21 protein-coding genes are annotated in these 22,378 nt (G+C 34.7%); 14 read left to right on the plus strand and 7 right to left on the minus strand.

Features of this window, described 5'->3' with window-relative positions:
* Positions 1-2 precede the first annotated feature (2 nt).
* The 14 genes from hemE to QO200_RS07145 all read left to right on the plus strand — a co-directional run bounded on the left by hemE (position 3) and on the right by QO200_RS07145 (position 11,661).
* Positions 3-1,028, plus strand: coding sequence for a uroporphyrinogen decarboxylase (gene hemE / locus QO200_RS07080; protein ID WP_371538180.1), 1,026 nt, complete (start codon positions 3-5; stop codon positions 1,026-1,028).
* A gap of 3 nt (positions 1,029-1,031) precedes the next feature.
* Complete coding sequence (locus QO200_RS07085) at positions 1,032-1,412, plus strand: hypothetical protein (protein ID WP_371538183.1); 381 nt, start codon at positions 1,032-1,034, stop codon at positions 1,410-1,412.
* Positions 1,413-1,495: 83 nt separating this feature from the next.
* Positions 1,496-3,157, plus strand: coding sequence for an ATP-binding protein (locus tag QO200_RS07090; protein WP_371538186.1), 1,662 nt, complete (start codon positions 1,496-1,498; stop codon positions 3,155-3,157).
* A 61-nt stretch (positions 3,158-3,218) separates the two neighbouring features.
* Positions 3,219-4,121: an oxygen-dependent coproporphyrinogen oxidase gene (hemF, locus tag QO200_RS07095; RefSeq protein ID WP_371538189.1), complete on the plus strand. Its 903-nt coding sequence runs from the start codon at positions 3,219-3,221 to the stop codon at positions 4,119-4,121.
* Positions 4,122-4,267: 146 nt separating this feature from the next.
* Entirely contained in the window at positions 4,268-4,729 is a 462-nt protein-coding gene (tnpA, locus tag QO200_RS07100) for an IS200/IS605 family transposase (RefSeq protein WP_371538191.1), read from the plus strand.
* Positions 4,730-4,827: 98 nt separating this feature from the next.
* The gene (gene hemB, locus QO200_RS07105; RefSeq protein WP_371538194.1) at positions 4,828-5,820 is read left to right on the plus strand and encodes a porphobilinogen synthase; all 993 of its coding nucleotides are present in this window, start codon (positions 4,828-4,830) and stop codon (positions 5,818-5,820) included.
* 65 nt (positions 5,821-5,885) lie between these two features.
* The gene (locus QO200_RS07110; RefSeq protein ID WP_371538198.1) at positions 5,886-6,299 is read left to right on the plus strand and encodes a c-type cytochrome; all 414 of its coding nucleotides are present in this window, start codon (positions 5,886-5,888) and stop codon (positions 6,297-6,299) included.
* Positions 6,300-6,512: 213 nt separating this feature from the next.
* Positions 6,513-6,983, plus strand: a complete 471-nt coding sequence (locus QO200_RS07115; RefSeq protein ID WP_371538200.1) for a methylated-DNA--[protein]-cysteine S-methyltransferase — start codon at positions 6,513-6,515, stop codon at positions 6,981-6,983.
* 119 nt (positions 6,984-7,102) lie between these two features.
* On the plus strand, positions 7,103-7,816 hold the full coding sequence (locus QO200_RS07120; protein WP_371538202.1) for a 3'-5' exonuclease: 714 nt from the start codon (positions 7,103-7,105) through the stop codon (positions 7,814-7,816).
* 132 nt (positions 7,817-7,948) lie between these two features.
* Positions 7,949-9,643, plus strand: coding sequence for an ABC transporter ATP-binding protein (locus QO200_RS07125; protein WP_371538205.1), 1,695 nt, complete (start codon positions 7,949-7,951; stop codon positions 9,641-9,643).
* A gap of 204 nt (positions 9,644-9,847) precedes the next feature.
* Positions 9,848-10,861: a PAS domain S-box protein gene (locus QO200_RS07130; protein ID WP_371538208.1), complete on the plus strand. Its 1,014-nt coding sequence runs from the start codon at positions 9,848-9,850 to the stop codon at positions 10,859-10,861.
* A gap of 2 nt (positions 10,862-10,863) precedes the next feature.
* The gene (locus tag QO200_RS07135; RefSeq protein ID WP_371538210.1) at positions 10,864-11,247 is read left to right on the plus strand and encodes a response regulator; all 384 of its coding nucleotides are present in this window, start codon (positions 10,864-10,866) and stop codon (positions 11,245-11,247) included.
* Between the two features lie 72 nt (positions 11,248-11,319).
* Positions 11,320-11,505 (plus strand): hypothetical protein, encoded by a 186-nt coding sequence (locus QO200_RS07140; protein WP_371538212.1) that lies wholly within the window; start codon positions 11,320-11,322, stop codon positions 11,503-11,505.
* 6 nt (positions 11,506-11,511) lie between these two features.
* Positions 11,512-11,661: a hypothetical protein gene (locus QO200_RS07145; RefSeq protein ID WP_371538214.1), complete on the plus strand. Its 150-nt coding sequence runs from the start codon at positions 11,512-11,514 to the stop codon at positions 11,659-11,661.
* 55 nt (positions 11,662-11,716) lie between these two features.
* Here the strand turns inward: QO200_RS07145 and QO200_RS07150 are convergent, their stop codons facing one another.
* The 7 genes from QO200_RS07150 to QO200_RS07180 all read right to left on the minus strand — a co-directional run bounded on the left by QO200_RS07150 (position 11,717) and on the right by QO200_RS07180 (position 22,365).
* The gene (locus QO200_RS07150; protein WP_371538217.1) at positions 11,717-12,376 is read right to left on the minus strand and encodes a CoA transferase subunit B; all 660 of its coding nucleotides are present in this window, start codon (positions 12,374-12,376) and stop codon (positions 11,717-11,719) included.
* Positions 12,377-12,378: 2 nt separating this feature from the next.
* Positions 12,379-13,080 (minus strand): CoA transferase subunit A, encoded by a 702-nt coding sequence (locus tag QO200_RS07155; protein WP_371538219.1) that lies wholly within the window; start codon positions 13,078-13,080, stop codon positions 12,379-12,381.
* 108 nt (positions 13,081-13,188) lie between these two features.
* Positions 13,189-15,498 carry a penicillin-binding protein 1A gene (locus QO200_RS07160; RefSeq protein WP_371538221.1) on the minus strand — a complete coding sequence of 770 codons (2,310 nt, stop codon included), beginning with the start codon at positions 15,496-15,498 and terminating at the stop codon, positions 13,189-13,191.
* Between the two features lie 8 nt (positions 15,499-15,506).
* Positions 15,507-15,986, minus strand: a complete 480-nt coding sequence (locus QO200_RS07165; protein ID WP_371538224.1) for a gliding motility lipoprotein GldH — start codon at positions 15,984-15,986, stop codon at positions 15,507-15,509.
* The gene (locus QO200_RS07170) at positions 15,970-17,226 is read right to left on the minus strand and encodes a stage 0 sporulation family protein (RefSeq protein WP_371538227.1); all 1,257 of its coding nucleotides are present in this window, start codon (positions 17,224-17,226) and stop codon (positions 15,970-15,972) included. The genes QO200_RS07165 and QO200_RS07170 overlap by 17 nt, the downstream gene beginning before the upstream one ends.
* Positions 17,227-17,725: 499 nt before the next feature.
* Positions 17,726-19,246 (minus strand): SusD/RagB family nutrient-binding outer membrane lipoprotein, encoded by a 1,521-nt coding sequence (locus tag QO200_RS07175; RefSeq protein WP_371538230.1) that lies wholly within the window; start codon positions 19,244-19,246, stop codon positions 17,726-17,728.
* Positions 19,247-19,266: 20 nt separating this feature from the next.
* The gene (locus QO200_RS07180; protein WP_371538233.1) at positions 19,267-22,365 is read right to left on the minus strand and encodes a SusC/RagA family TonB-linked outer membrane protein; all 3,099 of its coding nucleotides are present in this window, start codon (positions 22,363-22,365) and stop codon (positions 19,267-19,269) included.
* Positions 22,366-22,378: the final 13 nt, after the last annotated feature.

Raw genomic sequence — 22,378 nt, forward strand, 5'->3', positions numbered from 1 at the left:
ACATGATCAAGAACGACTTATTTTTAAGAGCATTAAAAGGAGAAACAGTACAGCGTCCGCCAGTATGGATGATGCGTCAAGCGGGTAGATATTTACCTGAATTTATCGCTTTGCGTGATAAATATGATTTTTTTACTCGTTGTCAAACTCCAGAATTAGCTGCCGAAATCACGGTTCAGCCTATTCGTAGAATTGCTCCAGATGCTGCCATTTTATTCTCGGATATCTTAGTGATTCCGCAAGCAATGGGAATTGATGTTGAAATGAAACCTAATTTCGGTCCATATTTACCAAATCCTATTCGTACGATTCAAGATGTCGAAAAAGTAATTGTTCCAGATGTTCATGAAACTTTAGGGTACGTCTTTGATGCGATTAAATTGACTAAAGAAATGTTGAATGATGAGGTACCATTAATTGGTTTCGCAGGTTCACCATGGACAATTATGTGTTACGCTGTCGAAGGACAGGGGTCTAAAAGCTTTGATAAAGCCAAAGGATTTTGTTTCTCACACCCAGAAGCAGCGCATGTTTTATTACAAAAGATCACTGATACCACTATTTTATACCTAAAAGAAAAAGTAAAATCGGGAGTAGATGCCGTTCAAATTTTTGACTCTTGGGGCGGAATGTTATCTCCAGTAGACTATCAAGAATTCTCTTGGAAATACATAAACCAGATCATTGAAGCTTTGGCCGATGATGCTCCGGTTATTGTTTTTGGAAAAGGATGTTGGTTTGCTTTAGGCGAAATGGGAAAAAGTAGAGCTTCTGCATTAGGAGTTGACTGGACTTGTTCTCCAAGAAATGCAAGATACCTTTCAGGAGGGAATATCACACTACAAGGAAATTTTGATCCATCTAGGTTGTTATCGCCAATTCCTGTTATCAAGAAAATGGTACACGAAATGATTGACGAATTCGGAAAAGACAAATACATCGTGAACTTAGGTCACGGAATTTTACCAAATATTCCTGTAGATCACGCTAAGGCGTTTATTGATGCAGTGAAAGAATATAACCAATAAAAAATGCTAAATAAAGGATTAAGAGACGAAAAGAAAGTAAAGATTGACACTATGTTAAGCACTTTACTTTCTTTGGTTTTTGTACCCAAATTTTGGAATATTGAAGACACCAGTTTAATTGATAATCAGCTTACTGATTTCGATTTAACAACGGAAATTATAGATCAAATTGAAGAAAAAGATTTGATTCAATTATTAGATAAGTACGAAATGGATTGGGAGCAAAAAGAACAATTTGCTGATTTTTTAGTGGGTTATTCTAAAGGAAGTCAGTTTGATTATATTCCGAAAGCAATTGCTGTTTATGAGCATATTCAAATAGATAGTAAGACGTTTTCATTCGAAATAATTAATAAGTTAGCTACGATAAAAGCAAATTTGTAATTAACTATAGCTGTCAGAATCTTATAGTAATAATGGACACTTAAATTACTTTTCTATATTTGTAATTAATAATTACCGTAAACATGACTGAAAAAGAACTACAAGATTATTTAAAGACTAACTACCCGCTTGAAAATGAAAAGTGTGAGTGGAAGGAATTTAAGTCGTTAAAAAGTGCTGTTTCAGGAAGAGCAGGTGACGATATTATTTCTTATGTTTCTGCAATTGCAAACATGCAAGGCGGTCATTTAGTTATTGGCATTCAAGATCAAACGAATGAAATTGTAGGTATTCAGGATTTTGGAGGTTATACAATTGAAGATATTAGGTTTAGAATTAATGGAAATATAACCAATCTAAATATTGAAGGATTTAGTGTTCAGGAATTCACTACTTCAGACACTAAAAAGGCAGTTTGGATTTTCCATATCCCAAAACATCAATTTAGATTACCTGTTTATGCTCATAAAAAAACGTGGCAGCGAATAGATGATAATTTAGTCGAAATGAAAAAAGCTCGGTTAGATGCTATTTTGACCCAAGTTCAAGTTAATGAAGATTGGTCTAAAGTAATTATTCAAGACGCTACTATTGAAGATTTAGATCAAGAGGCATTACAAAAAGCACGTATTGAATTTAAAAAAAGGAATCCTAAATACTTCAACGATGTTGATCATTGGAATGATGTTGATTTTCTAAATAAATCGAAACTTACAATTAAAGGAAAGATAACGAGAACTGCTTTAATTCTTTTGGGGAAAGAGGAATCGGAACACTATTTAGACTCTTCTGTTAAGATTAGATGGAATCTAAAAACTCTTGATAATCAAGATAAAGATTTTGAGATATTTTCAATTCCATTATTGTTATCAATAGATGAAGTTTTTAAGAAAATACGAAATCTAAAATACCGTTACCTACGTGACGGAACTTTATTTCCTGATGAAGTTTTGCGATATGAACCATATACTATCCGAGAGTCTATAAATAATGCTATTGCACATCAAGATTACTCTAAAGGTGCAAGAATTAACGTTGTTGAATTTGAAGATGATCATTTAGTATTTTCAAATTATGGCTCTTTTTTACCAAAGTCGGTAGAAGATGTTGTTTTAAATGACACTCCCGAAGAAGTGTACCGCAATCCTATTTTGGTTGAAGCAATGAAAAATTTAGATATGATTGAAACCCAAGGTGGTGGTATTCGAAAAATATTTAACTTTCAAAAACAACGATTTTTTCCACTTCCAGATTATAATTTTGATGACAATAAGGTAAAAGTGACTATAACGGGTAAAGTTTTAGATGAAAATTTTGCTAGAATTCTAATCAAAAACTCCAATTTGGGGTTAGACGAGATCATTTTGTTAGACAAAGTTCAAAAACATAAAGAAATAACAGAAATTGAATTCAAGCATCTTAAGAAAGCAAAATATATTGAAGGAAGGAGACCTAATATTTACTTATCTTATGATATTATTGAATCAACAAACGATGAAAATTTACAAGCTGAGTATTTAGCTAACCGTAGTTTTGACGATTCTCATTTTAAAGAGATGATACTTGAGTGCCTTAAAAGATGGGGGAAAACCAAGCGAGATAAAATTGATAACCTTATTATTCCAAAAATTTCCGCTGTCCTTTCAGATGATAAAAAGAAAAAGAAAGTAACAAATTTTCTTTCTGCATTAGGAAAAGAAGGTAGGATACAATGTCTTCCAGGATATTATTGGGAAATAATTTAGACACTTTTAAACACTTTTAGACACTTTTTTAGACACTTTTAAACACTTTTGCTTTAATATAATGAAAGAACAATTTTTTACCTACATACAAAACTTACAAGATACAATCGTCGCAGGACTTGAAGCCGTTGATGGTCAAGCCAAATTTAAAGAAGATTTATGGGAACGCCCAGAAGGGGGAGGAGGAAGAACCCGAGTAATCGAAAACGGTGCTGTTTTTGAAAAAGGCGGTGTAAATATCTCAGCTGTTCATGGGAAATTACCTGAAAGCATGCAAAAGCTATTTAACGTAGGCGAAGCTGATTTCTTTGCTTGTGGACTGAGTTTAGTTTTACATCCTAAAAGTCCAATGGTGCCTACGGTGCATGCCAACTGGCGCTATTTTGAAATGTACGATGAAAACAGGAAAGTGATTCAACAATGGTTTGGCGGTGGACAAGATTTAACACCTTATTATTTGTTTGAAGAAGACGCAATCCATTTTCACCAAACTTGTAAAACGGCATGTGACAAACACAATCCTGAATTTTATCCAAAATATAAAAAACAATGTGACGCCTATTTTTGGAACGCTCATCGCAATGAAGCACGCGGAATAGGTGGATTATTCTTTGACTACTGCAAAGCTACTGACGAAATGAGTATGGAAAACTGGTTTGACTTTGTATCTGAAGTTGGTAACAGTTTCCTTGAAGCTTATGTGCCGATTGTTGGAAAAAGAAAAAATTTAGCCTATACTCCGGAACAAAAAACTTGGCAGGAAATCCGTCGCGGTCGTTATGTGGAGTTTAATTTGGTTCACGACAAAGGGACTTTATTTGGCCTAAAAACTAACGGGAGAATCGAAAGCATCCTGATGAGTTTACCGCCACATGTACAATGGGTTTACGATCATCATGCGGAAGAAGGCAGTGAAGAAGAGAAATTAGTAAACGTATTGGAAAACCCGAGAGACTGGGTTTAAATTATTTTAAATTATTTAATTTTCATTAGCACTTTTTTTGTAAAAGCTCCATAGGAGCGCTATATTTATAGAAAAAAACATTCATGTTTAAAAGAACCCCGATGGGGTGATATATTGAATTCTTTGAGTTAAACATTTAAAAAAAAATGGCAAATACTTATACCCAAATATATCTTCATATTGTTTTTGCTGTTAAAGGCAGAGATAATCTAATTTCCAAAAATTGGAAAGATGAATTATATAAATATATCACAGGAATTGTTACAAATGAAGGTCAAAAATTAATTGCTATTAATGGAATGCCTGACCATATCCATATTTTGATTGGATTAAAACCTGACAAGTCGTTATCTGATATGGTTAGAGATGTTAAGGCTAATTCATCTCGTTTTATAAATGACAAGAAGTGGATAAATGGTAAATTTGAATGGCAAACTGGCTTTGGCGCTTTTTCATATAATCATTCTCAATTGACAAATGTTATCAATTATATACAAAATCAAGAAGAACATCATAAAAAGAAAACTTTCAAAGAAGAATATATAGAATTTTTAAAAGCATTTGATGTAGATTATAAAAACGAATATATATTTGAAGATGTTTTATAAAAACAACGTTTAAAGGTGCCACCCCTATGGGGTTCTTTTAAATAAAATTAATTTCCTATAAATATTACGCTCCTAAGGAGCTAAAAAAACAAAATATTATGTTTCCATTACACAGAGGTAGAAGATTACGTGTTAACGAATCAATGAGAAGTCTAGTTCGCGAGACTACTTTAAGTCCATCAGATTTTATGTTCCCTATGTTCATTGCAGAGGGGGAAAATGTAAAAATTGAAATTCCTTCAATGCCAGGAATCTTTCGTCGTTCGATTGATTTAACGGTTGAAGAAATCAAAGAACTGTTTGCTTTAGGTATTCGTGCGGTAAATATCTATGTAAAAGTAAGTGAAAACCTGAAAGACAATACTGGAAAAGAAGCTTGGAACAAAGACGGATTGATGCAAGAAGCTATTCGTGCAATCAAAACGGCTTGTCCTGAAATGATTGTGATGCCAGATGTAGCTTTAGATCCTTATTCTATTTATGGTCACGATGGAATCATTACAAACGGTGATGTAGAAAACGACTCAACAAACGAAGCTTTGGTAAAAATGGCAGTTTCACACGCTGAGGCTGGCGCCGACTTTGTTGCGCCATCTGACATGATGGACGGAAGGGTTTTACGTTTGCGTCAAGGTCTTGATGCTGCTGGTTTTCACAATGTGGGAATCATGAGTTATTCGGCTAAATACGCTTCGGCATTTTACGGGCCTTTTCGCGATGCTTTAGACAGCGCGCCAGTTGATAATAATGAAATTCCAAAAGATAAAAAAACATATCAAATGGACTATGCTAATCGTATTGAAGCCGTCAAGGAAGCCCTTTGGGATGTTGAGGAAGGTGCTGATATGGTAATGGTAAAGCCAGGAATTGCTTACTTAGACATTGTGCGTGAAGTAAAAAACGCGGTAAATGTTCCAGTAACTGTTTTTCACGTTTCAGGTGAATATGCAATGATCAAGGCCGCCGCCGAAAGAGGATGGTTAGACCACGACAAAACCATGATGGAGCAATTAATGTGCATCAAACGTGCTGGGGCAAGTTTAATTTCGACTTATTTTGCTAAAGAAGCAGCAATATTTTTAAACAAATAAAACTGACAATTATCATTTGATAAAAAATTTAAGTTGATTAACTTTGAGTTTAAACATTTCAAGTCATGAAAAAAATAATTTTTATTGCAATCGTATTACTAACATTCTCTTGTAAAGGAAAGGAAGAAGAATCTTTTGGTAAACAAGAACCAGCAACGGCTACAGAATCATCTTCTGAAGGAATGCCGGCAGTAGCGCAAACTCCAGAAGAACTTGGTGAAACAATATTTAACGGAAAAGGAACTTGTGCAACGTGTCACAAGATAGATTCCAAATTAATCGGGCCGAGCGTACAAGAGATAGCTGCGGTTTATAAAGCTAAAGGCGGAAATATAATTGCTTTCTTAAAAGATGATGCAAAACCATTGGTTGATCCATCTCAGTACGAAGTAATGAAAGCAAATTTTGCAATTACAAAAGCGCTTTCTACCGAAGAATTACAAGGATTAGAAGCATATATCAATTCTAATTTAAAGTAATTTAGACATTCGACCTGAAGAAGATTAGGGGGGTCTTTCCTGCTGCCGATGCTTCGCAACATTTTATCTTTATGTTTTTGGGAGCAAAAATATAAAAGATGTTGTTTCTATCAGGGTTAAAAAAAACAAGAACCATTCGTAAATCGAGTGGTTTTTTTATTTAGAAATAATTTTACAAAACTTTGTTTACTTTGCAACTCATAATTATTTACTATGGAAACAGCTTGCTTTAAAACGCCACTGGGTTTTGCAACAATTATTGGAGATGAAAATGGGATTTCCTCAATTACTGTTTCAGATGGGGGGTTGATTCCAACTTTGATTCCAAAGGCTTTACAAGAAGCTGTAACGCAACTCAACGAATATTTTGACGGAAAAAGGACTGACTTCACTTTAAAACTCAATCCTGAGGGGACTGAATTTCAACAAAAAGTATGGAGCGCCTTATTAGAGATTCCATATGGTAAAACGAGAACGTATTTGGATCAGTCTAAGGTTTTAGGTGACGTGAAAGCGATCCGGGCTGTGGCTTCCGCCAATGGAAAAAACCCGCTTTGGATTGTTGTTCCATGCCACCGAGTGATTGGGTCCGATGGTTCACTTACGGGTTATGCAGGAGGTTTATGGCGTAAAAAATGGCTGTTGGAACATGAAAATCCAACAAAGCAACAAAGTTTATTTTAGAGAATTAAATACAAATTGCACGATTTTCTTTATATTCGAAGATCGTTAATGTCAAGCGTTATAAATTTCGATAGAAAAGAAAATTTGTATTAATCCTTATAAATCTGGGTGCCATAAATATGATAGAAAAAATAAACCTCAATAATATACTTTTCTTAGATATAGAGACGGTTCCGGAAGCCGCTGATTATACCGAACTAGATTCTGAAATGAAGACCCTGTGGGAGCTTAAAACCCAATACCAAAGAAAGGAAGATTATACCCCAGAGGATTTTTACGATAGAGCAGGAATCTGGGCTGAATTCGGAAAAATAATTTGCATTTCTGTTGGTTATTTTACCATCAAAGGTGATATACGAAACTTTCGCGTTACTTCTTTTTTTGGCGATGAAAAGAAAATACTTCACGACTTTAATAATTTGTTGAATAATCACTTTAACCAACCACAACATATTTTGTGCGGTCATAATGCTAAGGAATTTGATATTCCGTTCATGGCAAGAAGAATGATTATCAATCAAATTGCACTGCCAGATAAACTTAATTTATTTGGTAAAAAACCTTGGGAAATTCCGCATTTGGATACGCTGGAGTTATGGAAATTTGGCGATTATAAGCATTACACCTCTTTAAGATTAATGTGCAAGGTGCTTGGAATACCATCTCCCAAAGGGGATATTGACGGCAGCCAAGTAGGCCATGTTTTTTATGTAGATAAAGACATTGACCGGATTGTAACCTATTGTGAGAAGGACACTATTGCTGTTGCTCAGATTTTTCTTAGATTACGAAGAGAAGATTTATTGATTGATGACGAGATTATTCATGTTTAATACGGCATTGTTTGATATTTAAAGAAATGGAAAGTAAGTAGTTACTATAATTCCTGCCATTGATATTTCGTCTCAGGCTAGTCTTTTTAAAAAAATTGTGTTTAAAACGGTTAAATTTTTACTTTTACATTTATGAATAATCCTTTACTTTCCGTTCAGAATCTCGAAATCTCCTTTAAAAAAGAAGGGATTTATACCGCTGTTATCAAGAACATCAGTTATGATTTGCAACAGAATGAAATTCTCGGTATTGTAGGGGAATCTGGTTCTGGGAAATCAGTTTCTTCTTTAGCAATTATGGGCTTGTTGCCTGCTAATATTTCTAGAATTTCAGAAGGTGAAATTATTTTTGATAATAATAACGTAGGACATCTGAGTGAGAAAGAATTACAGCAACTTAGAGGAAATGAAATCGCAATGATTTTCCAGGAGCCAATGAGTTCATTGAACCCCTCATTAAAATGTGGTTTTCAGGTGCAGGAAATTTTGTTACAACACACCAGTTTATCAAAAGCAGAAACTAAGATTGAGACACTTTCGCTATTCGATAAAGTAAAATTGCCTAATCCCGAAATATTATTCGATAAATATCCCCATGAGATTTCAGGAGGACAAAAACAGCGTGTGATGATTGCTATGGCAATTGCCTGTAAACCAAAATTATTGATTGCAGATGAGCCTACAACTGCCTTAGATGTAACTGTTCAAAAGGAAATTATTCAGTTGTTAAAAGACATTCAACAAGAAACAGGAATGAGTATTATTTTTATTTCTCATGATTTGTCTTTGGTTTCTGAGATTGCGCATCGGGTTTTGGTGATGTATCGAGGGGAAATTGTGGAGCAAGGGGAAGTAAAACAAATTTTCAAAAACCCACAAAATAATTATACTAAAGCCTTAATTGCTTCGCGTCCTTCTTTGGATTTTCGACTGAAGCGGTTACCCACCATTCAGGATTTCTTAGATGACACGATCAATACTGATGTAGTGACCCAAGAAGATAGAATTGGTTTTCACGACAAGTTATATAGTCAAACACCTATTTTGGAAGTCGTTAATGTGGAGAAAGAATATTTTTCTACAGCAGGTTTCTTTGGAAAAAAAACAGGGTTTAAAGCCGTGAATGACGTGAGTTTTAAATTGTATGAGGGAGAAACTTTAGGTTTAGTGGGGGAGAGCGGCTGCGGGAAATCGACGCTAGGGAATGCTATTTTACAATTAGATAAAGCGACTGCAGGGCAAATATTATATAGAGGTCAGGATATTACCAAACTGGGCAATGCAGAACTCAAAAAACTGAGAAAGGAAATTCAGATTATTTTTCAAGATCCTTATTCTTCATTAAATCCGAGGATTCCTGTAGGTAAAGCTATTATGGAGCCCATGAAAGTGCATGGGTTGTATAAAAATGACAAAGAAAGAAAAGCAAGAACGATTGAAATTCTCGAAAGAGTAGGTTTAGGAGAGGATTATTTTAATAGATATCCGCATGAGTTTTCTGGCGGACAAAGGCAACGCATCGGAATAGCAAGAACTATAGCGTTACAGCCCAAATTAATCGTTTGTGATGAATCAGTTTCGGCATTGGATATATCTGTTCAAGCGCAGGTATTAAACCTTTTAAATGAGTTAAAAGAGAATTTCGGGTTTACTTATATTTTTATTTCCCACGATTTGGCTGTAGTGAAATATATGAGCGATCAGGTCTTGGTCATGAACAAGGGAAGAATTGAGGAAATTGCTGATGCTGATGAATTGTATGCTAATCCTCAAAAAGAATATACAAAAATGCTGATAGAGGCTATACCCAAAGGGAATGATAGTTAGTCTTACCAAGCCAAAAGAGGCATAATTATATCGTAATACAAAAAGGAATGTTATATTTGCACTATCTAAATTGTTTTAAAAACGAAAACAATAATAACACTTTTGTTTTTAAGATTTTAGTTGATTTTAAAAAAAAAAACAGTAATGAAGAAAGTATCACTTAATTAAAGCTTTTGCAAAACGCAGTGCAATTTTTCAAACAAAATGAATAAAGAAGAGAAAACATATTCAATTTTAGTTGTTGAAGATAATTTAACTGACACGAAGCGGATTGAACAGTTGCTAAGGGAGCTGGATTTTGATTTCGAAATTAAATATGCGAAAGGCTTTGAAGAAGCTTCTGCTATTTTATCTTCTGATGATAAATTTTTCGATATTGTTCTATTAGATCTTACGTTACCAGGTATAACCCCTCAAAATTTGGTTAATGAAATGGTAGATAAGGTTTTATTCTGCCCCATAATCGCATTGACTTCAAATGCTGATGTTGGTTTTAGCATCAGATCAATTTCTCAGGGTATTTCAGATTATTTAGTAAAGGAAGACTTAACAGCTGCTACGTTGTATAAGAGCATCGTTTGTTCTATAGAACGGAAGAAAATATTTTTTTCATATGATGATGCAAAAACACGTTATAGCGACCTTTTTCACTTAAGTCCACTTCCTATGTGGGTTTATGATTTGGGGACATTCAATTTTTTAGACGTTAATGAAGCCGTTATAAAGAAATATGGTTATACCAAGCAGGAGTTTTTAAAAATGACCGTAAAAGATATATGGCCAGAAGAGGATTATCCAATTTTTGATGAAGGAGTTAATTCTTTTAGTCAGTATAGAGATAGCTTTAAAAAAAGATACTTAAGACACAAGAAAAAAAATGGAGCGATAATGAATGTTGAGGTACAAAGCAATATCATTTACTTTAAAAACCAAAAGGTAAAACTGGTAATGGCAAATGATATCACAAAGCAGATGCAGCACATTACCACTATTGAAGACCAGAATAAAAGTCTCAAAGATATCGCTTGGACTCACTCTCATGTTGTTAGAGCGCCGTTGGCAAAAATGATGTCTATTGTTGAGTTTATGAAAGAGTCAGATACAGTGCCTTCAGAATACGAAGACTTATTGAGTCATTTTTTTGATGCAGGAACGGAGCTCGATACTATTATTAGAGATATTGTAAAAAAAACAGAAACTATTAATAAAACAGAATAGCAATGAGTTATAATATAGTTGTTGTAGACGATGACGAGATAGTTTTGTTTTTACACAGTAAGATAATTCAGGCTGTTGGTCTTGATGATTCACCAAAAACTTTTAATTCGGCAAGTAAGGCGTTAGATTTTTTTGATAGTCTTTCTAGTGATGGGGAAACTATTTTATTGTTTTTGGATATTAATATGCCTGTTATGGATGGCTGGGGCTTGTTAGATATTATTCACGAAGAAGGTTTTGATAAGAAAATCGAAGTAATTATGGTTACTTCATCGGTAGATCAGGAGGATAAGGAGAAAGCAGCAGGATATTCAAAAATAATTCATTTTGTCGAAAAACCATTTACAAAAGCGAATCTAATTGCGCTAAACCTTTGTCAGTTATAAGTTTTAAAGTGTATTCTGTACTTTAAACGATTTTAAAATAGCGATATGTTTTTTTAAATTTATCATGATATATTGACAATTGATTTGGTAGCAGCCAAATATACAAATCGATTTTCTTTACAGTTTCATGACGAAACACTTAACGTAAAAGAAAGCTTTTTAGAAAACGGTATTCAAATAATTTATGCAGATAACGAAGGTACATTAAACATTCACAACAGTTTTCAGGATACGCAAGTGACAGGTGTTTTGTTGTAAATCGTTTTGGATCAATTAATACGTAGTCATGGTATCGGCTTAGAAGATCAAAGCGAAATAGAATTACTTTTAGATAAAGAAGCTACTAGAATATATGTTGTAAAAGTAAATACGACAGCAGGGTTGTTTTGCAAAAAAAAATATTTTTTAGAATAAACAAAAAGAGCATCCTGTAAAGGGTGCTCTTTGTATATAGAATAGTATTTAAGTCTTAATCAATAATCATCTCGGGTATATCGCCTTCAATAATTAACGCTGCTTCAGTGGAAGCGATAATATGTTCGACGCTAACTCCTGGTGCACGTTCTAATAATTTAAAACCTTTAGGAGTTACTTCTAATACAGCTAATTCAGTCACTACTTTTTTCACGCAACCAACCCCAGTTAATGGCAAAGTACATTTTTTAAGAATCTTAGATTGCCCTGCTTTGTTCACATGCATCATGGCAACAATAATGTTTTCAGCAGATGCAACTAAATCCATTGCACCACCCATTCCTTTTACCATTTTTCCTGGAATTTTCCAGTTAGCGATATCTCCGTCTTCAGAGACTTCCATAGCGCCCAGAATAGTTAGGTCAACATGTTGTCCACGAATCATTCCGAAACTTAGAGCTGAATCAAAAAAAGAGGCTCCTGGTAATGTTGTTATCGTTTGCTTTCCTGCATTGATTATATCTGCATCTTCCTCGCCTTCAAAAGGAAAAGGTCCCATGCCTAAAACACCATTTTCGCTTTGAAATTCGACGTCAATTCCTTTTGGGATGTAATTCGCTACCAACGTTGGAATACCGATGCCTAAATTCACGAAATAACGGTCCTTAAGTTCCTGTGCAATACGTTTTGCAATACCTATCTTGTCTAATGCCATGATTACTCTCTTTTTCTAGTTGTACGTTGCTCAATTCTTTTTTCATATTTTGAACCTTGAAAAATACGTTGCACGAATATTCCAGGAATATGAATTTGATTTGGGTCCAGCGTTCCCGCTTCAACTAATTCTTCTACTTCGGCAACTGTGATTTTGGCAGCTCCAGCCATACAAGGATTGAAGTTTCTAGCAGTTCCTTTAAAGATTAGATTTCCAGCAGTATCTCCTTTCCACGCTTTTACGATAGCAAAGTCAGCATTGAAAGCCAACTCCATTATATGCATTTTTCCATTAAATTCTCTGACTTCTTTACCTTCAGCTACTTCAGTACCATAACCTGCAGGAGTGAAAAAAGCAGGTATTCCAGCCTGAGCTGCGCGACAACGTTCTGCCAAAGTTCCCTGTGGAATCAACTCGACATCCAGTTCTCCAGAAAGCATCTGGCGTTCGAACTCAGCATTTTCTCCAACATAAGAAGAGATCATCTTCTTGATTTGTTTTTTTTGTAATAATAAGCCAAGACCGAAATCGTCAACACCAGCATTATTGGAAATACAGGTCAGGCCAGTAGTTTCTTTGTGTACCAATTCAGCAATTGAATTTTCAGGGATGCCACAGAGACCAAAACCACCTAACATGATGGTCATTCCGTTTTCAACTCCTTCAAGAGCAATTTGAACGTTAGCTACTTTTTTATTTATCATAGTGTATTTTTTAAGTCCAAACAATTGTATAATCAAAGGCTTTTTAGCGATCGAAACGCAAATATGTGAAAGTCTAAAATTTGTAAATCCGCCTACCCCTCACTGTAATTAAAATTCAAATTCATCTGTGTTTTGAGGCGTGTCAGTTGTGTCTTTTGCAACTGGTGCACTGTAACAATCGACTTTTATAGATAGATTTGCTGGTCTTTCAAATTCTCCTTTAGACACTTTAAGATCTGGGTCAGCATAACAAAGTTTCATAAAGTAAGCCCAAACTGGTAATGCAGCAGTTGCCCCTTGTCCGTACGTTATACTTTTAAATCTTGCTGAACGGTCTTCATTACCTACCCAGACTCCCGTCACAAGATTTGGAACCATTCCCATAAACCAACCGTCGGACTGGTTTTGTGTTGTTCCTGTTTTACCAGCAATCGGGTTGGTGAATTTATAGGGATATCCTGTAATTCTATTATATCCATAACCTCCACCTTCAGTTCTTAATCTGTTTCCAGAACCTCCCTCAGTTACTCCTTCCAATAATTTAACAATAGCAAAAGCAATATCTTTGTTTAATACATCATGAGATTCGGGTATTGGCTCATAAATAATAACGCCACTTTTGTCTTCGATTCTACTTAAAAACTGGGGTTTTGTATATACACCTTGATTCGCAAATGTACTGTATGCTGCAACCATGTCTTCTACGGTAATATCTACAGCACCTAATGCGATGGATGGTTGAATAGGTATTTCTGATTTAATCCCTAATTTATGAGTCAACTTTACTACCGCCTCAGGTCCCACTTTGTCCATTAACTTTGCAGAGACAGTATTTATAGAATTGGCCAATGCTTTTTTCAAAGTAACCATTCCTAAATATCTGTTATTGGAGTTTCTAGGCGTCCATGCCGCAGTTACGTGATGCCGTCCTACTGGCATAGTGAAAGGGGCATCTATTATGGAATCACATGGAGACATGTTCAATTGTTCGATTGCCGTAGCGTAAACAAAAGGTTTGAAGGTAGAACCTACTTGTCTCGCTCCCTGACCAACGTGGTCATATTGGAAATATTTATAGTTAATTCCACCTACCCAAGCTTTTATGTTACCCGTTTGTGGTTCCATAGCCATAAGTCCTGATTGTAGAAAATGTTTGTAATAACGAATGGAGTCCATCGGAGTCATGATCGTATCCTTTTCTCCTTTCCATGTAAATACGGTCATTTTTGCTTTTACGCTAAATGATTTTATAATATCCTCATCACTCATGTCTGCTGATTTTAAAACAGCCCATCTGTTTGAAGATTTCATAGCTTGAGTTAAAATGCGCTGCGTTTCCTTGTCTGAAATACCTACAAAAGGAGCATTTTTATTATTTTTAGCCTGAATAAAAAACTCTTCCTGAAGATTTGCCATATGGGCAGCAACTGCTTCTTCAGCATGCAACTGCATTCTGGAATCAATAGTCGTATAGATTTTCAATCCATCTTTGTAGATGTCATAATCAGATCCGTCTGGTTTCTTGTTTTCATCAACCCATTTTTTCATGTAATCACGAAGGTACTCTCTAAAATAAGTTGCTGTTCCTTCTCTGTGGCTTTCTAGTTTAAAATCAAGGGTAATGGGTAAACTTTGTAATCTTTCTTTTTCTTTTTCCGTAATAATATCTCCTTTTGCCATTTGCGCAAGTACTACATTTCTACGGTTTTTTACACCTACAGGATTTCGCACCGGATTGTATAGTCCGGAGTTTTTGAACATCCCTACTAGTATGGCAGATTCTTCAATATTTAGGTCTTTTGGCTCTTTTGAAAAATAGGTTTGGGCTGCAGAACTTACTCCTACGGAATAGTTTCCAAAGTCATATACATTGCAATACATTGCTAAAATTTCATTTTTAGTATATTGTCTTTCTAATCTAATAGCAATAATCCATTCTTTTACTTTTTGCACAATTCTAAAAGGTAAGAACTTTGAACCCTCGCCATGAAATAACTGTTTTGCAAGTTGTTGTGTCAAAGTACTTGCTCCTCCACTTGTACCCAAACTGGCGATAGCTCTTAATGTTCCTCTTCCATCAATACCAGAATGTTCGTAGAAACGTTCGTCTTCGGTTGCTACCAATGCATCTACGAGGTTTTTAGGTAAATCAGAATATTTTAATTGTGATCTGTTTTTTTGAAAATATTTACCTAAAACCACCCCGTCCGCTGAAATAACTTCAGTGGCTAAATTTGAGTCTGGGTTTTCCAAATCTTCAAAAGAAGGCATGGAACCAAAAAGGCCCCAAGAGGCAAACAAGAAAAATAGAACGATAGCACCCATTCCGTAAATAAAAATCTTCCAGAATGTTTTAGTGTAATACTTAAAATCCTTATCGGCAGTATTGCCTTTATTGTTGTTTTTTTTAGCAGCCATAAATTATCCTAGTCTTTTTTTTCTATTCTTAATCCCACTTCTGTAATTCCCTCTAATAGTGTCACGCCAGGAACCTTACCGGTCTCTCTGACAGCTTGTTTTATATGGACTTTGTATTTTCCTCTGAACTTCACGTTCTCTTTAAAGAACAATTTACTTTCTTTTATGTCTGTAAATCCATTACCCATGAGTGTTCCGTCAGGATTCGCCATTTGGTATTCTAATGTGTCTACTTTTGTAAAACCGTTAGGTTTTTCAACAGACACAATCAAAAAGAGATTGTTGTATTGATAATTATTATTGTCTCTTAAATTGATAAATAAATCATATCGTTGTGTGGAATCTAATTCTGGTAAATCGAAAGTTATAATACTGTCTTTATGCCAAGCGTTTCCCACAGATTTGTATTCGTCAAAAACTCTTTTTTTGTCGCATGAAAAAAAGAGTATTGCAATCAAAATGAAAAAAATGCTATTTCTTAGCCTCATTTTTAGTAATAATTATTGGTTTTCTTGCTATAGCTGGTTTCTTCTCGTTTGAAGCCGAAGGGTCATTGTTTGCAGGTTTTTTATTGTTTGGCACAATTTTATTATCTCCAGCAGGCTTCGGTTTTTTGTTCGTTTTTTTTCTCTTTTTAGGTTGGTCAAATCGAGTTAAACTTTCTTGACCCATTGCATTATTAAAATCTTTTTCCGTTTCCTGAATGATTTCAATAGCATAATCCTCAAGCGACGAAACTTTGTTTTTTAATTTATTTTCTGCGATGATTTCCTGTACTTTTTCGATTTTAAGTACATGCCAATTGGCAAAGTTATTAGTGTAGGCAAACCACATTAATCCTTTGAAAATATCTTGTTTTTGACAAATTGCATCCCCTTTTTCGGTAACTAATTTTGTTTCAAAATCAGGGAAACCTTTCAAGGCATCCATATAAGTATCTAACTCATAGTTTAGACAACATTTTAATTTACCACATTGTCCCGCTAATTTTTGTGGATTCAATGACAATTGCTGGTAACGAGCTGCCGAAGTATTCACACTTCTAAAATCAGTCAACCAAGTTGAACAACACAATTCTCTACCGCAAGACCCAATTCCTCCTAAACGCGCTGCTTCCTGACGGAAACCAACTTGTTTCATTTCTACTCTTGTACTGAATTCTTTAGCGAAATCTTTAATTAAAAGTCTAAAATCAACTCTGTCATTTGCCGTATAGTAAAACGTAGCTTTAGATCCATCTCCTTGAAATTCAATATCAGAGATTTTCATTTCTAGTTTTTGAGAAATTGCTAATTCACGGGCACGAACCTTCATTGGTTCTTCTCTTTCACGTGCAGTAGACCAGATGTCAATGTCTTTTTGTGATGCTTTTCTGTAAATTTTCGGAATCTCATTGCTGTCAGGATTAGCTCCTTTTTTCTTCATTTGGATTCTTACTAATTCTCCAGTTAAAGTAACAATTCCAATATCATGTCCCGGAGAAGCGACAGTTGCCACAATGTCTCCCATACTTAAAGTCAATTTTTCAGTATTGCGATAAAATTCTTTTCTTCCATTTTTAAAACGAACTTCAACACAGTCAAAAGGTGCTTGTCCATTAGGTAAAGTCATATTTGAAAGCCAATCGAAAACAGTTAATTTATTGCAGCTATCGGTGCCGCAAGTCCCATTATTTTTACAACCCTTTGGTGAGCCACCATCAGAAGTTGAACAACTTGTACATGCCATAATTTTATATATAGTGTTGTGACGCGCACAACTTAAGTTCTTAAAAAGATTAATGCGTAAAGATAGCGTTTTTTAAGTGAATGATACAAAAGTTGCAAATTACAAAAGATTAAAGTTTTTATAAAAAAAAGCCGGTTTAAGCGCTTGAAATAGGCTTTTTATTAACTTAATATAAAAAATAGCGGTTTAGATTTTATATAGTTTATCAGATAAACGAATTCTAAAAGCTAATTTGAATGTGTGATAATCTAATAAAACGGCTTTTTCATTAACAACGTCGTTCGCAAATATTTCTTCGGTAATCAAATTAGGATCTGCTATTTTGATTTCATTTCTTCAATCGTAAACTTTCTAATATTGGGTTTTGGATAAAAATGAATTGCTTTTCCAGTGTATTGATTTTTTTTTAGTCAACTCATTTTATTTTCCTTTTAGAAAATAAAAAAAACCTCAATTCCTTTGTATTGAAATTGAGGTTTTAATGCTAGAAACGGGAGTCTTATTTATCCCACCAAACTGGTGTAATCATTGATTTGAAATTCAAATTGTAATTTACTGTGTTTGCGCTTCTTTCATTACTTGAATACACAAACCTTCTTATCCATTTCCCTTCATTTAACGGATCTGTCTTTGCAGGGATTGTTAAGTTTTTAAAAGCATTTGTTGAAAAGTCATATCTTCTATAATCTGTGAATGACTCTGGATTCAAGAATAAGGCTATGAATTTTTGTCTCATAATGTCTTTTAATTGAAGTGCTGCAATTCCTTTTGCAATAGAAGCATCGGCTAAATAATTATTTTTATTTGTTGCCGTAACACTTATTTTATCCATGTTAGCTGCAATACCGGCAAGGTAAGCAGAATATGAAGCTGCATTTGTTCCTGTAGATGTTGGAGTACCTCCTGCAAGTAAGAATTGTGCTTCTGCTTCCATGAATTTAGCTTCAGCATAAGTAAGATATACTAATGGAGAATCAATTTTTGAATAAAAAAACTGAGTTCCAATTTTAGTTTTAGAAGTTGTTCCCGTTCCATTTGTTGAACCTATGTAGTTTGCCACTACAGTTGGGTCTGGTCCTGCAGTAATACCAGAACTAGAATAGGTACTTAGGTCAACTAATAACGGCATTCTTGGGTCCATTGTTACTGATGAGGAAGCAAAAGGAAATACTGCTCCTCCATTCATGTAACTAATAAAGTGATTTGAAATATAAAAAGTTAGATTCCCTGTAGATAGCCCTAGTTGAGATTGATACCATGGATTTGTATTTACACTATTGTATTTTAACTGAAAGTCATCGCTATTTGCTGCGAAACCTTTGGATAAACTCGCCAAAACTGCTGTAGCGGTTGTTGTTCCGCCATTTACTTTCATTAAATGCAGTTGAAATCTAGCTTTAAAAGTATAAGCTGCTTTTGTCCAACTTGCTGCTTTACCACTGTAGATTAAATCATCAGCACCAGGGCTGTATATAGAAGTATTTGGAGTTGAGAATAATACGATAGCATCATCTAATAACTTAATAACATCTGTATAGATCAATTGTTGTGCATCGTATTTTGGATAAAAATTTGTTGCTGCAAGCGTGGCTTCAGTATAAGGAACATCACCGTGTAGATCAGTTGTTAATCCAATGTTTATCGCTTTCAAAACTTTTGCAATAGCGAGATAATGACTTGAATTAGTAGCTGTTGCTTTTTCTTCTAAAACTTTAATATTTGGAAGTGCTTTAGAATAAACAAGTCGCCAATATTCATCTAATGAATTTTGATAATGCTTGTCAATATTTTGATCATTAAAAGCCGATGCAATATGTTGATCAACTTGTGCTAAACTTGTTGCGGCACTATATTGTGCACTCATCGTAGCCTGAATAGCAGAAGGCAAAACGTTGTTAATAGCAACTAAATCTGGTGAAACAGTGTTACTAGGGGTGTTCGTATCGTAATAGCTGTCGCTACAACTATAAATGGAGATTGCTAAGGTAAAAACACTAGCAATTTTAAATATATTTTTCATAATTCGTTTCGTTTAATAGATTAAAAACCAATGTTTAAGCCCAATGTGTAAGATTGTGTTAAAGGGATATTTAAACCAGAGAAACCATACACATTACTTCCTGATCCAAATTGTTGTCCTTCTGGATCAAATCCTCTAAAAGGCGTCCATATCAAAAAGTTATTTCCACTTACAGACAAAGAAGCGTTAGATAACTTTAATTTTGATAATAGGTCTGCTGATAAGTTATAAGTCAAAGACACATTTCTAAGTTTCATCCATGAAGTGTCTTGAATCAATATTTCTGAAGCTTGGTTGATTATTGTGTTTCTGTAATAACTGTTTCCGTCAATTGTTACTGGAATATTGTTTTGAGTACCATCAGCTTTTATACCTTCTAAAACTTGAGTATTGTTTCTGTCTTCAGTCATTTTTAAAGTTCCGTTTCTAATTCCGTTTCTTTCTGCTGGATCAAATCCTTCTCCTCCTTTTTTGTACTCAAACATAAATGCTAGATCCCAGTTTTTGTATTTGAAAGTGTTGTTAAGTGTAACAACATAATCCGGGAAAGCATTTCCAACTTTAGAATAAAGTACTGCTCCATTAGCATCTTTTGCAATTACGGGCAATCCATTTGATCCAATTAATCTTTCACCATTTACATACGTCCAAGTTCTACCGTACAATGAACCAGCTGCATCTCCCACTTTGATTCGAGAATAGATGTCAGCACCACCATTGTAAGCAAAGTCAATATTGTCAAACGGTAATGATAAAACTTCTGTTTCATAAGCAGTGAAATTTGCAATAGCAGTCCAACTAAAAGTTTTACTTTTAAAAATATCAGCAGCCAATGTCAATTCATGTCCAGTAGTTTTTAAAGAACCGGAGTTAGTCCAAGTTCCTGTTAAACCTGTACTTTGAGGCAAGGTTACTTTAAGGATTTGTCCGTCACTTTTTCTATCAAAATAAGTGTATTCTAAACGAATGCGATTGTTGAAGAAACGTAAATCTGTTCCAACTTCTGTTGTGGTAACAATCTCTGCTTTTATATTTGGATCAGAATCAACAGTTCCAATACTCACGCCACCAACACCGTTAAAAGGAGTATCTGCGTAGCTATATCTTCCAATCCCGAATGGTGGAATTTTACCTACTTGCGCCCATGATCCACGTAGTTTTCCAAAGGAAAGAATGCTTCCTTCTTTATCTATCAAATCATGAAATATAAATGCAAGGTTAGAAGAGAAATAATTGAATGCGCGATTTGCTTTTGGTAGGGTAGAAGCATAATCTCTTCTTCCTGTTGCAGCTATGAAAATTCTTTCTTTATAGTCGGCTTTTAACTCTGTAAAGTAACCTACTGTTCTAACGGTTTCATCAGTTTGTGCGGCATATTTGTTAATCGTGTTTGCGATGTTATTAAAATTTGGTAGCAACAAACCTTCTCCTCTAACAAAACCATATTTAGAGTTGGTTTCAAAAATTTGATTACCAACCATAGCAGAGGTGTTAAAATCTCCGAATTTTTTAGTGGCAGAAATTAAAAAGTCTGAATTCAATCCCTTGAAATTGATGTTTTCGTTTACAATAAATCCATTTACAGGAGATCCTGGATCTAAATTTGGACCTGCATATCTATTTCTAGTTTCAGAATAGTTATCGACACTTCCTCTATAAGTTATATTTAACCACGATTTAGCTTGCCAATTTAAGTCGGCCGAAGCAATCCAACGATCTACATTGTCATTTAAATTACTTGTCTTTGCAAAATATACTGGTTGGTCAATGACACCAGCTGTCCAGTCTTTTTCGCCGCCAGCTGCCGTTAAATAGTCGTTAACATCTATTGATGGAGACCAGTAAGATAGCGAACTCATAATTGATTTATCACCTGTATTTGCACGTGAACCTCCTGAATTTGCATAAGAAACTGAAGTTCCTAATTTTAGATTTTCTGCTAGTTTATACCCACCATTAAATTTCAAGGTTTTTCTAGCATAGTCAGTATTAGGTACAATTCCCTCATCCTTACTAGTCGAAGCCGAAACGTAATAATTCATTTTTTCGGTTCCTCCGCTTATGCTAATGTTGTTTGTTGTATTAATTCCTGTTTTAAAAAAATCTTTGTAAAAATCTCTAAACTTAATGGTTGCGTCATCAGTACTAGAATAAGCAGGACCATTGGTTTGAAAACCAGAAGTAAATCCTGGGTAATATGAAATTCCTGACGGTGTATTTGCATTCATGCTCAAAACCCTAGAAGATAAACCTGATCCTTCTCTCCATTTTGACTGCAATTCAGGGTATTTATTTACCTCACTCATCGTTACGCTAGAAGATACATTTACTCTCGTTTTTCCTTCTTTCCCTTTTTTAGTGGTAATAATTATGACTCCATTACCTGCTAAAATACCATAAAGAGCGGTTGCTCCAGCACCTTTTAGAACGGTGTAGCTTTCGATATCATTTGGGTTAATATCTATAGAACGATTTGAAAAACTAAATTGCTCATTACTTCCCGGAGAGGAAGTGTTAGCACTTGATAATACATTTCCAGAAATCGTACTGTTGTTAACAGGATTACCATCAATAACAATTAAGGGTTGGTTGTTACTCCCTGTACTCAAGGAAGAAACTCCTCTAATCAAGATGTCAACTCCTCCTCCTGCTTCTCCAGAAGTTTTACTGATAGTAACACCAGATACACTTCCTTGTAAAGCTTGAAGTGCATTCAACTGTCCAGGACGTTCAATATCGGCTGCTTTTATGGTTTGATTAGCATAACCTAGTGATTTGGTATTACTTTTAATACCCATCGCTGTGACTACGACTTCGTCTAATTTAGTTTCGCTGTCTTCTTTTAAGGAAGCATTGAGGGTCGCACCCGAAACTTTAAGTTCTAGATTTTGAAACCCGATGTATGAAAAAATTAGACTCGCTCCTTTTGAAGCTTGAATTTGATAATTTCCATCCATATCCGTGGCAACAGTAGCTTTAGATCCTTTTAGATTAACGTTAGCTCCTGGTAATGGTAGACCTTTGGCATCTGTTACTTTTCCTTTTACTGTGGTGTTTTGAGAATAACTGGTAATAATTCCCAAAAAGCATAGAAGAAGAATAAAATACTTTTTTTTCATGATTAGTTAATTT

The organism is Flavobacterium sp. Arc3, from assembly GCF_041431375.1.
GTDB lineage: Bacteria > Bacteroidota > Bacteroidia > Flavobacteriales > Flavobacteriaceae > Flavobacterium.